Origin of the sequence: Clostridium sp. AM27-28 (assembly GCF_003480955.1) — a bacterium.
GTDB lineage: Bacteria > Bacillota > Clostridia > Lachnospirales > Lachnospiraceae > Otoolea > Otoolea fessa.
On record NZ_QUJT01000003.1, the window covers coordinates 60,202 to 76,196 of the forward strand.

Sequence of the window (15,995 nt, forward strand, 5' to 3'; positions counted from 1 at the left end):
TTCTTTTTACTCCACTGTCCTCGGCACCTTGTACTGTTTTTCTTTCTGCTCCGGTGCATTCGAAAGCATCGCATCTGATTCATCTCCATTTTCCACGACATCTTCGCGGAACACATTGTGAATGTCAAAGACATGCGACATCGGTTCTACCTCCGAAGTATCAAGCTGATTCAGCATATCGATATACTCAAGCATCCGGCTCATGTCGCTTTTCGCTGCCTCCTTTTCCTCCGGAGAAAGGGAAAGCTTTGCTAAAATACCAACATAATCAATCATTTCATCGTCTATTTTCACTGCCATAAGTTCTGTTCCTTCCTATTATAATATGTGTTATGGACAAACTCTTTGTTTCATAGGAAATTGCGTCCTGTCACGTTACGGTACCAGACGGCTCATATCTCTCGGGAAGAGCGAAACCTCACGGACATTCTCCTCTTCAAGCAGCTGCATCGTCATACGTTCCAGACCGATACCGAGTCCGCCGTGAGGCGGCATACCGTGTTTGAAGGTGCTTAAATACTGTTCCATTCCCTCGGTATCCATACCGCGTTTTTCAATCTTCTCCATCAACTCGGTGTAGCTGTGGATACGCTGTCCGCCGGTTGTGACTTCCAGTCCACGGAATAAAAGGTCAAAGCTGAGTGTTACTTTCGGGTCTGTCGGGTCATCCATCGCATAGAATGGACGCTTCTTGGATGGATAATGGGTGACAAACACAAAATCGGCGCCGTACTCTTCTTTAAAATAGCGTCCAATCAGGTGTTCTTCCTCCGGCTCCAGATCGTATGGGTTTTTGATCTGGGTTCCATATTTTTCGGAGGCAAGGCGTTTCGCCTCGGTAAAGGTCACTGCCGGAATCTTCTCTACTTCCGGAAGTTTGACTTTAAGAATTTCCAGCTCCGTGGAATATTCCTTCTTTAAAATTTCCACCATATGCTGAAGAAATCCGGTTTCCATCGCCATGATATCGGTAAAATCATCGATATATCCCATCTCAAAATCCAGTCCGGTATATTCGTTTAAATGGCGTTTCGTGTTATGCTTCTCCGCACGGAACACCGGACCAACCTCCATCACACGGTCAAACACGCCGACCATCATCTGTTTGTAAAACTGCGGACTCTGCGCTAACACCGCCGGGCGGTGAAAATAATCGAGTTTAAAGACGTTTGCTCCGCCCTCGGCTCCTTTTGCTCCGATCTTCGGGGAATGAATTTCCGTAAATCCTTCTCCATACAGGTACTCCCGGAATGCCCGTGCGATTCCTTCCTGGATTCTGAAACGTGCGCGCTCCCGCAGGTTGCGGAGTGTCAGAGAACGCATATCCAGTTTGGCTTCCAGGGATGCGCTCATTTTCCATTTTGATACGGCAATCGGCATCGGTTCTTCCGGTTTCGAGAGGATCCGAACACTCTTTAAACGAAGTTCCATGCCTCTCGGCGCCCGCTCTTCTTTTCGGAGGACACCGGAAACTTCTACGAATGTTTCTTCTCTTAATTCAGTAAAATCTGCGTCGGTCACACCTTTTTCATAGACAGTCTGCAGCACGCCGTCACGTTTCCGGAGAATCACAAATGCGATATCGCCCATGTTGCGGACACTCATGATCGCGCCGTTTACCTTTACTTCCCGTCCTTCCATACCGTCTGCAAACACGGCTGCCAGATCCAGCACTTCTTTTTCCTTTTTACCTGTCATAAATTCCATCGCTGTTTCCTCTCTTTCTCTGCTTTTTGATATGTCCGGGACGGGAATAATGAAAAAGAATGTGCCTTGGCACATTCTCGCGCCGAGCGCGGTCGCTTGCGACAAACTACATCTTCGCGCGAGTGCGCATCATTGGCACGTTAGTGCCTTTTTGTGTAATAGGGGATTCCAAGGAATTTCCTATTACACAAAAAGTCCCGGAATGACGTTCACTCACATCATTCCGGGACGGGATATTCCCGCGGTACCACCCGCATTTAAAAAGAAACGATTGTTTTTCTTTTTACTCTTTCGCTGCTTAACGCGCAGTCACGTGATGACCTACCTGCGGCGGCTGGCGGGGTGTCCAGTGTCGCTCTCAGTCATCCGGCTCCGGAGTGTTCCCTATTGTCCCGCTCCCTCCTGACACGGCTCTCAGCCGGTGACCGCGTCTTTCTGTCGGATTCTTCGAAACAGAGTCTCCATCTTTGCCTTTTAAAAAAGTGGGCACGAATACCATGATTATCATGGCATCCTTGCCCACCCCGTTGGATTCAATTTTTTATGTTCAAACTATAAACTATTTTTCTGAGTTTGTAAAGAGGTTTTTTAATTTTTTTTCACGCAGTAATTCTGTATGGAATATGTCAGCTTCGCTGACCAGTATCACGCGCCAAGTCTCACAGATGTTCGACTTAAATAGAAGAAATCTTGTACAATATCCTCCCTTGAAACATTTTTTCAAAATTCGTGTGCAAATTGTATTGACATTCAGAATTTTTCGTGTATACTACTACACATAAAAGCAAGGGCGCTTCGAGATGATCGAGGTGCCCTTTTCTTTATGTAAAATGTGTCAGAGCACATTCATCTTACGTAGATTTAATCATCACAAAATCGCAGACATAAAACCTGAAAGGAGACATGAGTTATGAAAAAAAACATCCCTGAACTGTATGGAAGTCTTGTATTCAACGACAAAGTCATGAAAAGCAAATTGCCGCGCGATGTTTATAAGGCACTCCGCAAAACGATTGAAAATGGCAGCCATCTGGATCTCGACATTGCAAATGCAGTCGCAGTTGCAATGAAGGAATGGGCCGTTGAAAATGGTGCAACTCACTTCACACACTGGTTCCAGCCGATGACCGGCATCACTGCTGAGAAGCACGACAGTTTCATCAACCCGGTTGGCAATGGCGAAGTTATCATGGATTTCTCCGGCAAAGAGCTGGTAAAGGGCGAACCGGATGCATCCAGTTTCCCATCCGGCGGACTTCGTGCCACCTTTGAGGCAAGAGGTTATACAGCCTGGGATCCAACCTCCCCAGCATTTATTAAAGACGATACACTCTGCATCCCGACCGCATTCTGTTCCTACAGCGGCGAGGCACTTGATACCAAAACCCCTCTTCTGCGTTCGATGGAAACCATCAACCGCGAGGCGCTGCGTGTCCTGAAACTCTTCGGAAATGAAGATGTGACCCGCGTTGTCTCCACCGTTGGTCCGGAACAGGAGTATTTCCTGGTTGATAAAGAACTGTTTAATAAGAGAAGCGATTTGAAGTTCTGCGGAAGAACTCTGTTTGGCGCACCAGCTCCGAAAGGTCAGGAAATGGATGACCACTATTTCGGCGCTCTCCGTCCGAGAGTTTCCGCTTTCATGAAAGAACTGGATGAAGAGCTCTGGAAGCTCGGTATTCCGGCAAAAACCAAACACAACGAGGTAGCTCCGGCGCAGCATGAACTTGCCACCATCTACACGACTACCAATGTGGCAGTTGACAACAACCAGCTCACTATGGAAATCATGAAACGTGTGGCAGAGAAACATGGCCTTGTGTGCCTGCTCCATGAGAAACCATTTGAGGGCATCAACGGAAGCGGTAAACACAACAACTGGTCTTTATCGACCAACACCGGCGAAAACCTTCTTGATCCGGATCGCGATCCGGCAAAGAACTTACAGTTCCTTCTCTTCCTGTTCGCAACGATCAAGGCAGTCGATGTCTACGGCGATCTGCTCCGCGTATCAGTTGCAACTGCTGGAAATGACCACCGTCTGGGCGGTAACGAGGCACCGCCAGCTATCGTGTCTATGTTTATCGGAGATGATCTGGAAGCAGTTCTCGATATTGTGGAAAAAGATCTCGAGTCTGAGGCAAAAGAAGTCCAGACCATGAAGCCGGGCGCAAAGGTTCTGCCGCACTTTATCAAAGATACAACCGATCGCAACCGTACTTCTCCGTTTGCCTTTACCGGCAATAAATTCGAGTTCCGTATGCCAGGTTCCGCTCTCTCTGTATCGGAACCGAACATTGTCATCAATACAGCCGTAGCTGAAGTTTTAGGCGAATTTGCAGACCGTCTGGAAGGTCTTTCAGGCAAGGCTCTGGAGGCAGAAATCCATCTGCTCTTAAAGGAAGTGCTGCGTGATCACCGCCACATCGTATTCAACGGCAACGGTTACACCAGCGAATGGGTAGAGGAAGCTCACAAACGCGGACTCTTCGACCTGCCGAGCTGCGCAGAGGCATTTCCGCGCCTGATTGCTGAGAAAAACGTAGAACTGTTCCTGAAACACGGCATCTACACCAAGGAGGAACTCTTCTCCCGCTACGAAATCAAGGAAGAGAACTACATCAAGACCATCAACATCGAGGCAAAGACGATGCTTTCGATGATGAAGAAGACCTTCCTGCCGTCCGTCCTCTCCTACTGCAAGGAGCTGGCTGAAACCGCCGCAAAGACAAAGGCAATCCTGCCGAACGCACCGATCAGCGCCGAGAGCAAACTGCTTGAGAAGCTGTCCGGTCTCTACACCGAGATTTCCGAGAAAACCGAAGCACTGGCAGAGGCTGAAAAAGCGGCAGAATCCATGGAAGATAATATCGAGAAGGTTACATATTTCCACTATACGATTCTTGCCAAGATGGATGACTTGAGAAGCAGCGTTGATACCGCAGAAGCCCTGATTCCGGATTCCTTCCTGCCGTATCCGACTTACGATGAACTTCTGTTCTCCGTATAATCTGACATGTCAATATTATGACTTGATTGAAAAATCGAGAAAAATGTGTTATGATTTGGCTGCAAAATATTGGTATATTGTCTTTTATACTGATATTTTGCAGTCAATTTTGGGTTCTTATCCCTGTTATTTTCTTATCATTCAGGTATCTTGAATACAAAGGAGGTTTATATCATGAGGGAGTCACTCACATACGAAACCGGACTTCGTGAGGAATGCGGCGTATTTGGAATGTTTGACCTGGAGGGCGGCGATGTTGCCAGAGATATGTACTACGGACTCAGCGCACTCCAGCACCGCGGTCAGGAGTCATGCGGCATCGCAGTCTGTGACACGAACGGCCCAAAGGGCGTTGTCAACTGCTACAAAGGGCTGGGACTTGTCAATGAGGTATTTCATGAGGAGACGTTAAAACGCCTCGGCGGCAATCTGGGAGTTGGTCATGTTCGCTACTCCACAACCGGTTCTTCTACCATCGAAAACACACAGCCACTGGTACTTAAGTATTTTAAGGGAACACTCTGTCTGGCGCACAACGGAAACCTGGTAAATGCGTTTGAGATGCGCCGCCAGCTTGAAGAAACCGGCGCAATCTTCCAGACGACGATGGATTCAGAGGTAATCGCATTCCACATCGCCAGAGAACGTCTGGCTGCCCCGACCGCTGAAGAGGCAATCAAACGGACCGCGGCAAAAACACGTGGCGCTTATGCCCTGATTATCTCCAGCCCGCGCAAGCTGATCGGCGTTCGTGATCCATTTGGTCTGCGTCCTCTCTGCCTCGGCAAAAAGGGAAATGTCTGGATCATGGCATCGGAAAGCTGTGCCATCACCTCGGTCGGCGGCGAATTTATCCGTGATATCGAACCGGGTGAGATCGTGACCATCACCCGCGACGGCGTTTTTTCTGATAAAAGCCTGCAGCAGGAAAAACGGGCGCACTGCGTTTTCGAATACATCTATTTTGCCCGCCTCGACAGCCACATCGATGATGTGAGCGTCTATGAGGCTAGGCTGCGCGGCGGCGCTGCTCTCGCACGTTCCTTCCCTGCCGATGCCGACCTCGTCGCCGGTGTACCGGATTCCGGTCTGACCGCCGCGATGGGATATGCGAAGGCATCCGGCATTCCATATGAGATTATTTTCCATAAAAACAGCTATGTCGGCAGAACTTTCATCAAACCGACCCAGGAAGAACGCGAAAATAGCGTCCGGATCAAGCTTAATATTCTGGAACCGGCTGTCAGGGGAAAACGCATTGTCCTCGTCGATGACTCCATCGTGCGCGGTACGACGATGAAAAACCTGATCCGCATGCTCAAAAAAGCCGGGGCGAAGGAGGTTCATGTGCGCGTCAGCTCCCCGCCATTCCTCTTCCCCTGCTATTTCGGCACCGATGTCCCCTCCAATAAACAGCTCATCGCCAGCAGTCATTCCGTCGAAGAAATCTGCCGGGAGATCGGTGCGGATTCGCTTGGATATATGCCGGTTGAAGATCTCGAGGAGATGGCAGGCGGACTGCCGCTCTGTACGGCATGCTTCACCGGAAACTATCCGATGGATGTGCCGGATGGGGAGATTAAGGATGCATTAGAATAAATATTTCGCAAATGAAAAAGAATGTGCCTTGGCACATTCTCGCGCTGAGCGCGGTCGCTTGCGACATGTTTCTGCTTCGCGCGAGTGCGCATCATTGGCACGTTAGTGCCTTTTTGTGTAATAGGGAATTCCAAGGAATTTCCTATTACATAAAAAAGGGCTCTCACCGAGTCCTTTTTTATCCCTCACACTTTTTCACGTTTTGTCAAAACTTTTGTTTTTGTTTAAAATGTCTTATATGTTTTTATACATTGGATGACGGACGGTTGTTCTGCGCTTTTAACGCTTTCAACTCGTCAAATACAACATCGTTCAGAACCTTAATGTAGGTTCCCTTCATACCGGACGAACGGGACTCAATAACGCCTGCACTTTCAAACTTGCGGAGTGCATTGACGATAACGGAACGGGTAATGCCGACTCTGTCTGCAATCTTGCTGGCTACCAGAATGCCCTCGTTGCCTTCCAGCTCATCGAAGATGTGAGTAATTGCTTCCAGTTCGGAGAAGGACAGGGTGCTGATCGCTGATTTAACGATCTGGATCTTTCTTGTCTCCTCTGCATTCTCCTCGTTGACAGAACGCATCATCTCAAGTCCGACAACAGTGGTTCCGTACTCACTCAGGATGATATCGTCGATGTCGTACTGTGCATCTGATTTGTAGATGAACAGAGTACCCAGTCTCTCACCGGATATATCAATAGGCGTGATGATCGCCTGATACTTCTTCACGTTCTCCTCGGCGAATCCCAATGTGGCAAGGTTGACATTTTCCTTCGTTGACAAAACGCTTAAAAGGCGTTCATTCAACATACGGTCAACAAAACCGCCGACCTGATCCTTGATCAACTCTTCGATCTCATCCACACCCTCATGAATCGCAACTCCGAGTACTTTACCTTTCTTGCTGATTACGAGAATATTGGATTCCAGTATGTCACTGAGGACTTCACAAATGTCATTGAACACAACCTTATGAGAATGGTTGTTGTGCAATAACTTATTAATTTTTCTAGTTTTGTCCAGTAATTGAACGCTCATTTTACCAGTTACCTCCTTTGCCTTTATCGTAAATTAGAATTCGATCCTAACCTGTAAGAATTGTAACACGATTTTCGTATAATAGCAAGAGTTTTTCTGTATTTTTCATTTTTTTTAATAATTAATATCTATTTCAAGAGTTTTTATGAGTTTTTTACAAAACCGCAGGCTTCGTTAGAACAAAGAAGCTTATTTCCCTTTTCGAGCATAATATGTCCACATTTCGGACACATTTCTTTTGACGGTTTCTGCCAGGTCATAAAATCGCAGTCCGGGTTATTTTCGCAGCCGTAATATCTTCTGCCCTTTTTCGATTTACGGATGACAATCTCACCACCGCATTTCGGGCACTTCACGCCGATCTTTTCCAGGTACGGCTTCGTGTTTTTACAGTCTGGGAATCCCGGGCAGGCAAGGAATTTGCCGTGCGGGCCATACTTAATTACCATGTTGCGCCCGCACTGGTCACAGATCACATCCGTCACCTCGTCAGCAATCTTGACGCTCTCAAGCGTCTTCTCCGCTTCTTTAACCGCCTTGTCAAGATCCGGATAAAAGTTTTCGATAACGGTCTTCCAGCCGATCGTGCCGTCCCCGATGCTGTCGAGCAGGTACTCCATATTTGCCGTAAACTGCAAATCAACGATGGATGGGAACGCCTTCTTCATCATCCGGTTGACTACCTCGCCAAGCTCTGTCACATAGAGGTTCTTATTTTCCTTCGCTACATAGCGGCGCGCGATGATTGTCGTGATGGTCGGTGCATAGGTACTTGGCCGTCCGATGCCCTGCTCTTCCAGCGCCTTGACGAGCGACGCCTCTGTATAATGTGCCGGTGGCTGTGTAAAATGCTGTGCCGGTTCTAACTGGTTTAAATCCAGCTTCATGCCTGCTTCCAGCGACTCGTTCAGAACGCCGTCGGTCTCCTTATCCTCGTCCTGTGAATAGACGGACATGAAGCCATCAAATTTGATTTTGGACGCCGACAGGGTAAAAAGCTCCTCTCCGGCTGCTACCTTGACGGAGGTTGTCTCGTAAACCGCCGGGCGCATCCGGCTCGCCGTGAAGCGCTTCCAGATAAGCTGGTACAGACGGAACTGGTCTCTGGAAAGCTGTTCTTTTACCTGTACCGGCGTCAGTGTAATGTCGGTCGGACGGATCGCCTCGTGTGCGTCCTGGATCTTGGCGTCTGATTTTGCCGCCGCCGGCGCCTCGGACACGTAACTTGCCCCAAACTGGTCGCCGATATAGCTTCTCGCCGCCGCATCTGCCTCTGCCGCGATGCGGGTGGAATCGGTACGCAGGTAGGTGATCAGACCGATTGTGCCGCGTCCCTTGATATCCACGCCCTCATAGAGCTGCTGGGCAAGGCGCATCGTCTTCTGCGTTGAGAAATTCAGCGTCTTGGATGCCTCCTGCTGCAGCGTACTGGTCGTAAACGGGATCGGCGCCTTCTTCACGCGCTCGCCCAGCTTCACATCGCGCACTTCGTACTCACAGCCCTCCAGACGCTTCATAAGCGCCTCCACTTCCTCTTTGCTGTGAATTGCCTTCCTGCCGTCCTTATCGCCGTAATAATGGGCGGTCAGCTTCTTTCTGGAGCCATGTACGTGGAGCTGTGCATCCAGCGTCCAGTATTCTTCCGGTATAAACGCATTGATCTCTTCCTCACGGTCGCAGATCATACGCAGCGCGACCGACTGCACACGACCGGCGCTGAGTCCTCTCTTGACCTTCGCCCAGAGAAGCGGGCTGATGAGGTAACCCACCATACGGTCAAGCATACGTCTCGCCTGCTGTGCATCCACCAGATTTTCATCGATGGCACGCGGCTCTTTTAAAGATGCCTTGACGGCGTTTTTTGTAATCTCATTGAAACTGATACGGTAAACCTTTTTATCTTTCTGTTCATCCAGCTTTAATGCTTTCATCAGGTGCCAGGAGATCGCCTCTCCCTCGCGGTCCGGGTCAGTTGCGAGATAAATCTTATCCGCTTTTTTAACCTCTTTACGAAGACGCGCCAACACATCGCCCTTTCCCCGGATGGTGATATACTTCGGCTCATATCCATGCTCTACGTCCACTCCCAGCGTGCTCTTAGGGAGGTCGCGCACATGACCGCCGGAGGCGTCCACCTCATAGTTGGAACCCAAAAATTTTTTAATTGTCTTGACTTTCGCCGGAGACTCTACAATAACCAGATTTTTTGCCATAACAGACCTCTATACAATCTTCCTAACGTAATATTGATTCATTGGCTGCAGGATCAATCCCTGCATTTCCAGATTCAAAAGCGCAGTCATGCATTCCCCTGCTGTCACCCCACAGCTTTTCATGACCGCTTCCAGATGTTTCGGTTGTGAATCTAGGCAACTATACACCATTTTTTCCGACTTGGCAAGTGCATTTACTGATTTTATTGTTTTTTTACAAGAATTTTTACATTTTATATGGAAGAAATCCAACACATCCTCCGGTTTCGTCACGATCCCCGCCCCCTGTGCAATCAGCCGGTTGCAGCCCTCACTGAGCGGATCGATGCGCCGTCCCGGCAGCGCAAATACCTCTTTTCCCTGCTCCAGCGCCAGATCCGCCGTAATCAGGGAGCCGCTTCTTTTTCGTGCTTCCACGACCAGCACCAGGTCGGAAAGTCCGCTGATGATCCGGTTCCGGATTGGAAAATGGGATGCCGTCGGCGGTACACCCGGTCCATATTCTGACAATATGCCGCCTTGTTCACGGATGCGCGCATGCAGTCGGATGCCGGATGGCGGATAACAGGTGTCAATCCCACAGCCCATCACGGCATACGTCAGTCCGCCGCCATCCATCGCGCCCTTATGCCCCGCCTGATCGATCCCCAGCGCCATGCCGCTCACTACCTGCACGCCGCTTTCTGCCAGAATCCGGCCGAAATACTCTGCCTCCTGTCGTCCATACGGCGTACAGCTGCGCGCCCCGATGACTGCCGCGGATGGTTTCGCATCTTCTGGAAGCATTCCACGCACAAACAGCCACATCGGTTTATCATAGATATGCATCAGGCGCTTCGGATATGCCGCCTCACCGCACAGAATGAAACGTACCCCCTGTTCCTCCAGCCTATCGTATTCTTCCACGCGCTGTTTGAAGAGCGGAACCGCTTCCTCCAGCCCCTTTTTCACAGCCTTTCCGAGAAAGGAACATATAAACGGATCCAGTTTCTTCCTATTATATAAAACCCGCTCATAGATTCCCTCAAAACTGCCGCACGATTCATATAATTTAGCCGCCGTCACCGCGCCGATTCCATCCACCCGCGATAGCCAGTAGGCATGGATGCGCTCACGGTCGGAATACTGCATATTTTCTGTCAGAGGCACTTTTTTATGCGGCGGTTCCTGTGTTTTTCCATATAGTTCCTGCATAGAAAGCTGAGCATTCTGTACATTGCTCTCTTCTTTTCCTATTTCCATATCTTTCCCCCTATATATGTCAGATCGGCTGCCTTTTACCTTCAAGAATGCCTCGGCATTCTTGCTGCGAGATGCGCGTCATGCAAAGCATGACATACTTCTTTTGCGCATCTTAAGCAATCCTGCCGGAGGCTATATCAGATGGGGGATTGGCTCCCACCACTGATACTAATTTGTTTCTCGCCACCTGAAGAGGTGGGAGTCATCTCACATCTGATATAACAATTACAACCCTTGTTAAACTTTTTATTCTTTCAATCTTTTAGACATGCTTCTTTTCAGAGACTCCCCCAATATTTTTTTTCAAAACTCCGGAATCCTATCGCCTCCGCTAACTGCGTCCGCCCGATCTCCGCCTGTCCATCCAGATCGGCAAGTGTGCGCGCTACTTTTAAAATCTTTCCGTGTCCCCTGGCACTGATTCCCTGCTGCCGTTCGACCTTTTCCAGAAATACCGCATCTTCCCCGGATAGACGGCAATACTCTTCGATCTGGCGGCGGGTCATCTGGCTGTTGTAGGAGATAGATTCGTCTGCAAACCTCTTTTCCTGTCGAGCGCGCGCCTCCATGACGCGGGCGCGCATGACAGCGGAGGAATTCCTCTGCTCTGTCTGTGGAAAACTCCCCTCATCTATATTCTTCTCTGCGGTCATCATCCCCAAATCCTGCCGCGGTACTTCCACCCCAATATCGATCCGATCTAAAAATGGTCCCGAAACGCGGTTCAGATACCGGCGGATCTGGGTTGGAGTACAACGGCATTTTCCCAAATCTGGGAAAAAACCGCATTTGCAGGGATTCATCGCCGCCGCAATCATCGTTTTTGCCGGAAATACAACCGTCTGGTTGAGACGGGAAACCGTGATGCTTCCTTCCTCCATCGGCTGACGCAGCAGATCCAAAATTTTCGGCTGAAACTCCGTTAACTCATCTAAAAAGAGGGTTCCATAACTGGCGAGTGAGATCTCCCCGGGCTTCGGATTTCGTCCTCCGCCTGCCATCGCCTGGGCGGTCGTGCTGTGATGCGGGCTGCGGAACGGACGCTGCAAAACCAGCGGTGTGTCTGGCTTCAGGAGACCGCAGATACTGTATATCTTCGAAACTTCAATGCTTTCCTCCAGCGTAAGCGGCGGCAAAATTGTCGGAATACGCCGAGCTGCCATCGTTTTTCCCGTTCCAGCCGGTCCGATATAGAGAATGTTGTGACGCCCCGCTGCTGCCGCCTCGGTTGCCTGCCGCACCAGCGGAAGTCCGACGATCTCATCAAAATCGACGTCAAATTCTTCCTGTCCCGCCTGAAACAGATCTGGTGTGAACCATTGTCCGTGAATCTGTTCCGGATGCTGCAGGCAAGCCGTCAGCGCTTTCACATCCCGGACTCCGACGATCTCGATTCCATCCACAGCCCGTCCCTCCTGTACATTCTCTTCGGATAGAAAAACCCGTTTCATTCCGCAGCGGCGCGCTTCATAGACCATCGAAAGAACACCGGTCAACGGCTTGATGCTGCCGTCCAAACCCAGTTCACCGATAAACGCCCATTGGTCCCAATCCGGTGCAGAATTATTCTCCTCATCTTCCATCCCATCCATTTCCGGGCAGGTTTCATCCGTCTTTCTTATTTTTGCCTTTTCACCCTGTTCCCACAAGCACCTCAAAATTCCTGCCGCGATCGCCAGATCACACCCCGTTCCCTCTTTCCGCACCCCAGCTGGCGATAAATTGACCGTGATCCGCTTCGGCGGCAGGCAAAACCCCGCATTCCGAAGTGCGGTCCGAACGCGCTCCTGCGCCTCCCGCACCTCCTCCGCCAGGTAGCCCACCATGACAAAACTCGGCAATCCGTTGCTCACATCAACCTCCACCGTGATCCGGTAGCCATCGATGCCGCGGGTGCTGAAACTGTTTATTTTACTGAACATATATTTCCCCCTATTATTGATTTTTTATCTTGCCTTGTATTTTTCATATCATACAGGCTTAAAATTTGGATACTTTTAATGATATTTTGAATTTTTAGAATTAAAAATATATTATAACAATCTTATCTTCTCTGAAATTGATATCACCCAAAAGAGGTGGGGTCTTCTCAACTGAGATAAAAGAGATTCTACTTGAATTTGATTTGAAATTAAAATAAATAGATTTGAATCATGAAATCAGATTTACCAGACCTAAAATAGATATTCACTCTTTCATTATATATAGACCTGCGGCAGAATGCAAGCCAAAACAGCTTAGAACTATGACACTAATTAATTGACATTGTGCGCACACAAAAACAAAACGCTGCAGCAAAATGCTAACATATAACATTCTGCTGCAGCTTTTTGTTTTTAATCTATCTCTTTAAATAAAATCTTCTCCCAGCTTCTCTGCCGCCGCGCGTGCAATCTGCTCCGGCGTGATCGGAAGCTCATAGAATCGTTTTCCGACTGCATTGTACACCGCATCAGCAATCGCCGGAAGCGGCGTATTGATAACAATCTCGCCGATCGACTTTGCTCCGAACGGACCAGATGGCTCATAACTGCTCTCAAACTCAACGTTTAAATGTCCATAGTCAATCCGGGTCGGAATCTTATACTGCATCAGGGAATTTTCACGCACACCACCCTGTGCATTACGGGTAATATTTTCCGTCAGCGCCATGCCGATTCCCTGCATCAGACCGCCCTCAACCTGCAGGCGGGACAGATTCGGATTGATCGGTGTACCGCAGTCTACCGCTGCCGCATAATTAATAACGCTGGTTTCGCCTGTCTCCATATCAATCTCAAGCTCAACCGCACCTGCCATAAACGGAGGCGGGGAAATGTGGGCGGTTCTCGACTCGGTTACCTCCAGCGGAATTTCATGCCCGTACATGGACGCCGTTGCGATATCAGCCAGAGCGATCTTCTTCGTCTCATCCCCGGCTTTTTCGGTTGTGAATACCTCTTTTCCGTCAAATTCCACTGCATCCGCCGGGACGCCCAGAAGCTCTGCCCCCAGTTTACAGATCTGCTCGCGCAGGCGCAGCGCACACCGTTCGGTCGCTTTTCCGGTCAGATAAGTCGTACTCGATGCATAAGAACCTGAGTCATACGGGGATGAATCCGTGTCCGCGCCCAGCACCGTGATTGCGTCAATTGGGCATTCCAGCACTTCCGCCGCAATCTGCGCCAGAATCGTGTCACAGCCGGTTCCCATATCTGCCGCTCCGAGCGACAATGTATAGAACCCTTCGTCGTTGACTTTGAGACGGGCACTTCCGACATCCATCGCCGTGATTGCCGATCCCTGCATCGCCATACCCATGCCGACGCTGCGGACCTTGCCATTGCCCATGTCACGCACCGGATATTTGTCTTCCCAGCCGATCATCTCACGCACTTTTTTTACACAACGGTCGAGTGCGCAGCTTGTATTAACCTGATTATAATATGCTGGCATCAGATCGCCCTCTTTAACCATGTTTTTCAGGCGGATCTCAAAGCGGTCCATCTGAATCTGGTCTGCCAGCTCATTGACCGCCGACTCGATCGCGAAAAGTCCCTGTGTCGCACCATAGCCACGGTACGCGCCTGCCGACATGATATTCGTATAGACAACATCGCTGATAAAGCGGAATGCTTCAACACTTCCATACAACGGGATCGATTTGTGTCCTGACAGTCCAACGGTTGTCGGTCCATGCTCGCCGTAAGCACCGGTATTGGACAATGTGTAAAGATCGATGCCGCGGATCGTGCCGTCCTTCATCGCGCCCAGACGTACATGCATCTCCATCTCATGGCGCGGCGAAGACGCCGTCTGTGTCTCCATCCGGCTATAAATCAGCTTCGACGGTTTTTTCGTCATCCAGGTAACGAATGCCGGATACACTTCACAGACCGCCGTCTGCTTCGCACCAAAACCCCCGCCGATTCTCGGCTTGCTCACGCGCACCATCGACTTCGGGATATGAAGCGCATTTGCCACGATTCTGCGACAGTGGAACACGATCTGCGTGGAACTTAAAATATTTAATCTTCCGTAGGTATCGATCGAACAATAGGTACGGAATGTCTCCATCATCGTCTGCTGGCACGGCTTTGTGTGGTATACATGGTCAATCACGATGTCGCAGTCCTTTAAAACCGCCTCGACATCCCCGTTGCCGCACTCATCGTGCGCGCAGAGGTTGCGCTTGTTGTCTGCGCCGACCGGAGCAAGACTCTCCCAGTTGTCCTCTGGGTGAACCAGGATCGGGTTGTCCTTTGACGTATGGAAATCCAGAACCGGCTCTAAGACTTCGTACTGTACCTTGATCAGGCGGAGTGCTTTATCGACACATTTTTCATCTTTTCCTGCTACAATCGCCACAATATCGCCCTGAAAACGGACATGGCGGTCGATCAGGAGACGGTCATACGGGCTCGCCTCCGGGTATGTCTGCCCCGCCTGTGTGTAGCGCTTTGCATCCTGCGGCACATCCTCCCAGGTATAAATTGCCTCGATGCCCGGAACTTTCATTGCGATCGCGGTGTTGATCGTTTTTACCATCGCATTCGCATACGGGGAACGCAGAAGTTTGACGATCAGGCAGTCCTGCGGCGCCAGATCATCCACGTAAACCGGCTGTCCGGTTACCAGCTGCATCGCATCTTTTTTTCGTACAGAAGTATTGACTACTCTCATTCTGCCGCCTCCTTCTGTTTTTCTCTCTTCCAGTCTAAAAATGCCAGAATGCCGCGAAGCTGTCCTTCATAACCGGAACAGCGGCACAGGTTTCCTGCCAGATATTCGCGGATTTCATCCTCCTCCGGGAACTCTTTTTCCCGGAACAGCGCCAGCGCATTCATGATAAAGCCCGGATTACAGAAGCCGCACTGTTCGGCTCCCTGATCGGCAATGAATGCGCCAAATTCTTTTGCCTCCTCCTGGAGTCCTTCCAGCGTCGTCACGCTGTGACCGTCCGCCCGCGCCGCCAGCACGGAACAGGAAAGCACTGGTTTTTCATCCAGAAATACGGTACAGAGTCCGCAGTTTGCCGTCTCGCAGCCGCGCTTGACACTGTAACAGCCCTGACTGCGTACCAGATCAATCAGAAGCGTATCCGGCTCAATCTCCGGAGAAATCTTCGTTCCATTTAGAGTAATCGTTATCTGCATCATATGTGAATCTCCTAATATTCATACTGTTATACGATCATTTTATT

General features: G+C 49.8%; 10 protein-coding genes. 2 read left to right on the forward strand and 8 right to left on the reverse strand.

What is annotated here, in order from left to right:
• Positions 1-6: 6 nt before the first annotated feature.
• Together gatC and aspS are read right to left on the reverse strand one after the other, a co-directional pair.
• On the reverse strand, positions 7-300 hold the full coding sequence (gene gatC / locus DW720_RS04840) for an Asp-tRNA(Asn)/Glu-tRNA(Gln) amidotransferase subunit GatC (RefSeq protein WP_106999925.1): 294 nt from the start codon (positions 298-300) through the stop codon (positions 7-9).
• 75 nt (positions 301-375) lie between these two features.
• Positions 376-1,707, reverse strand: coding sequence for an aspartate--tRNA(Asn) ligase (gene aspS, locus DW720_RS04845; RefSeq protein ID WP_118742558.1), 1,332 nt, complete (start codon positions 1,705-1,707; stop codon positions 376-378).
• Between the two features lie 910 nt (positions 1,708-2,617).
• On the opposite strand from aspS, the gene DW720_RS04850 reads away from it, so the two are divergent.
• Together DW720_RS04850 and purF are read left to right on the forward strand one after the other, a co-directional pair.
• Positions 2,618-4,717 (forward strand): glutamine synthetase III, encoded by a 2,100-nt coding sequence (locus DW720_RS04850; RefSeq protein WP_118742559.1) that lies wholly within the window; start codon positions 2,618-2,620, stop codon positions 4,715-4,717.
• Positions 4,718-4,891: 174 nt separating this feature from the next.
• Complete coding sequence (purF, locus tag DW720_RS04855) at positions 4,892-6,316, forward strand: amidophosphoribosyltransferase (protein WP_118293519.1); 1,425 nt, start codon at positions 4,892-4,894, stop codon at positions 6,314-6,316.
• 244 nt (positions 6,317-6,560) lie between these two features.
• Here the strand turns inward: purF and codY are convergent, their stop codons facing one another.
• The 6 genes from codY to DW720_RS04885 form a co-directional block, all read right to left on the reverse strand.
• Positions 6,561-7,358: a GTP-sensing pleiotropic transcriptional regulator CodY gene (codY, locus tag DW720_RS04860; protein WP_022360247.1), complete on the reverse strand. Its 798-nt coding sequence runs from the start codon at positions 7,356-7,358 to the stop codon at positions 6,561-6,563.
• Positions 7,359-7,501: 143 nt separating this feature from the next.
• Positions 7,502-9,571, reverse strand: a complete 2,070-nt coding sequence (gene topA, locus DW720_RS04865) for a type I DNA topoisomerase (protein ID WP_106999929.1) — start codon at positions 9,569-9,571, stop codon at positions 7,502-7,504.
• A gap of 9 nt (positions 9,572-9,580) precedes the next feature.
• Positions 9,581-10,813 (reverse strand): DNA-processing protein DprA, encoded by a 1,233-nt coding sequence (gene dprA / locus DW720_RS04870; RefSeq protein WP_243099698.1) that lies wholly within the window; start codon positions 10,811-10,813, stop codon positions 9,581-9,583.
• Between the two features lie 278 nt (positions 10,814-11,091).
• Entirely contained in the window at positions 11,092-12,735 is a 1,644-nt protein-coding gene (locus DW720_RS04875; RefSeq protein ID WP_118749303.1) for a YifB family Mg chelatase-like AAA ATPase, read from the reverse strand.
• Positions 12,736-13,162: 427 nt separating this feature from the next.
• Complete coding sequence (locus tag DW720_RS04880; protein WP_106999931.1) at positions 13,163-15,475, reverse strand: molybdopterin cofactor-binding domain-containing protein; 2,313 nt, start codon at positions 15,473-15,475, stop codon at positions 13,163-13,165.
• Entirely contained in the window at positions 15,472-15,948 is a 477-nt protein-coding gene (locus DW720_RS04885) for a (2Fe-2S)-binding protein (RefSeq protein ID WP_107000403.1), read from the reverse strand. The genes DW720_RS04880 and DW720_RS04885 overlap by 4 nt, the downstream gene beginning before the upstream one ends.
• Positions 15,949-15,995 lie beyond the last annotated feature (47 nt).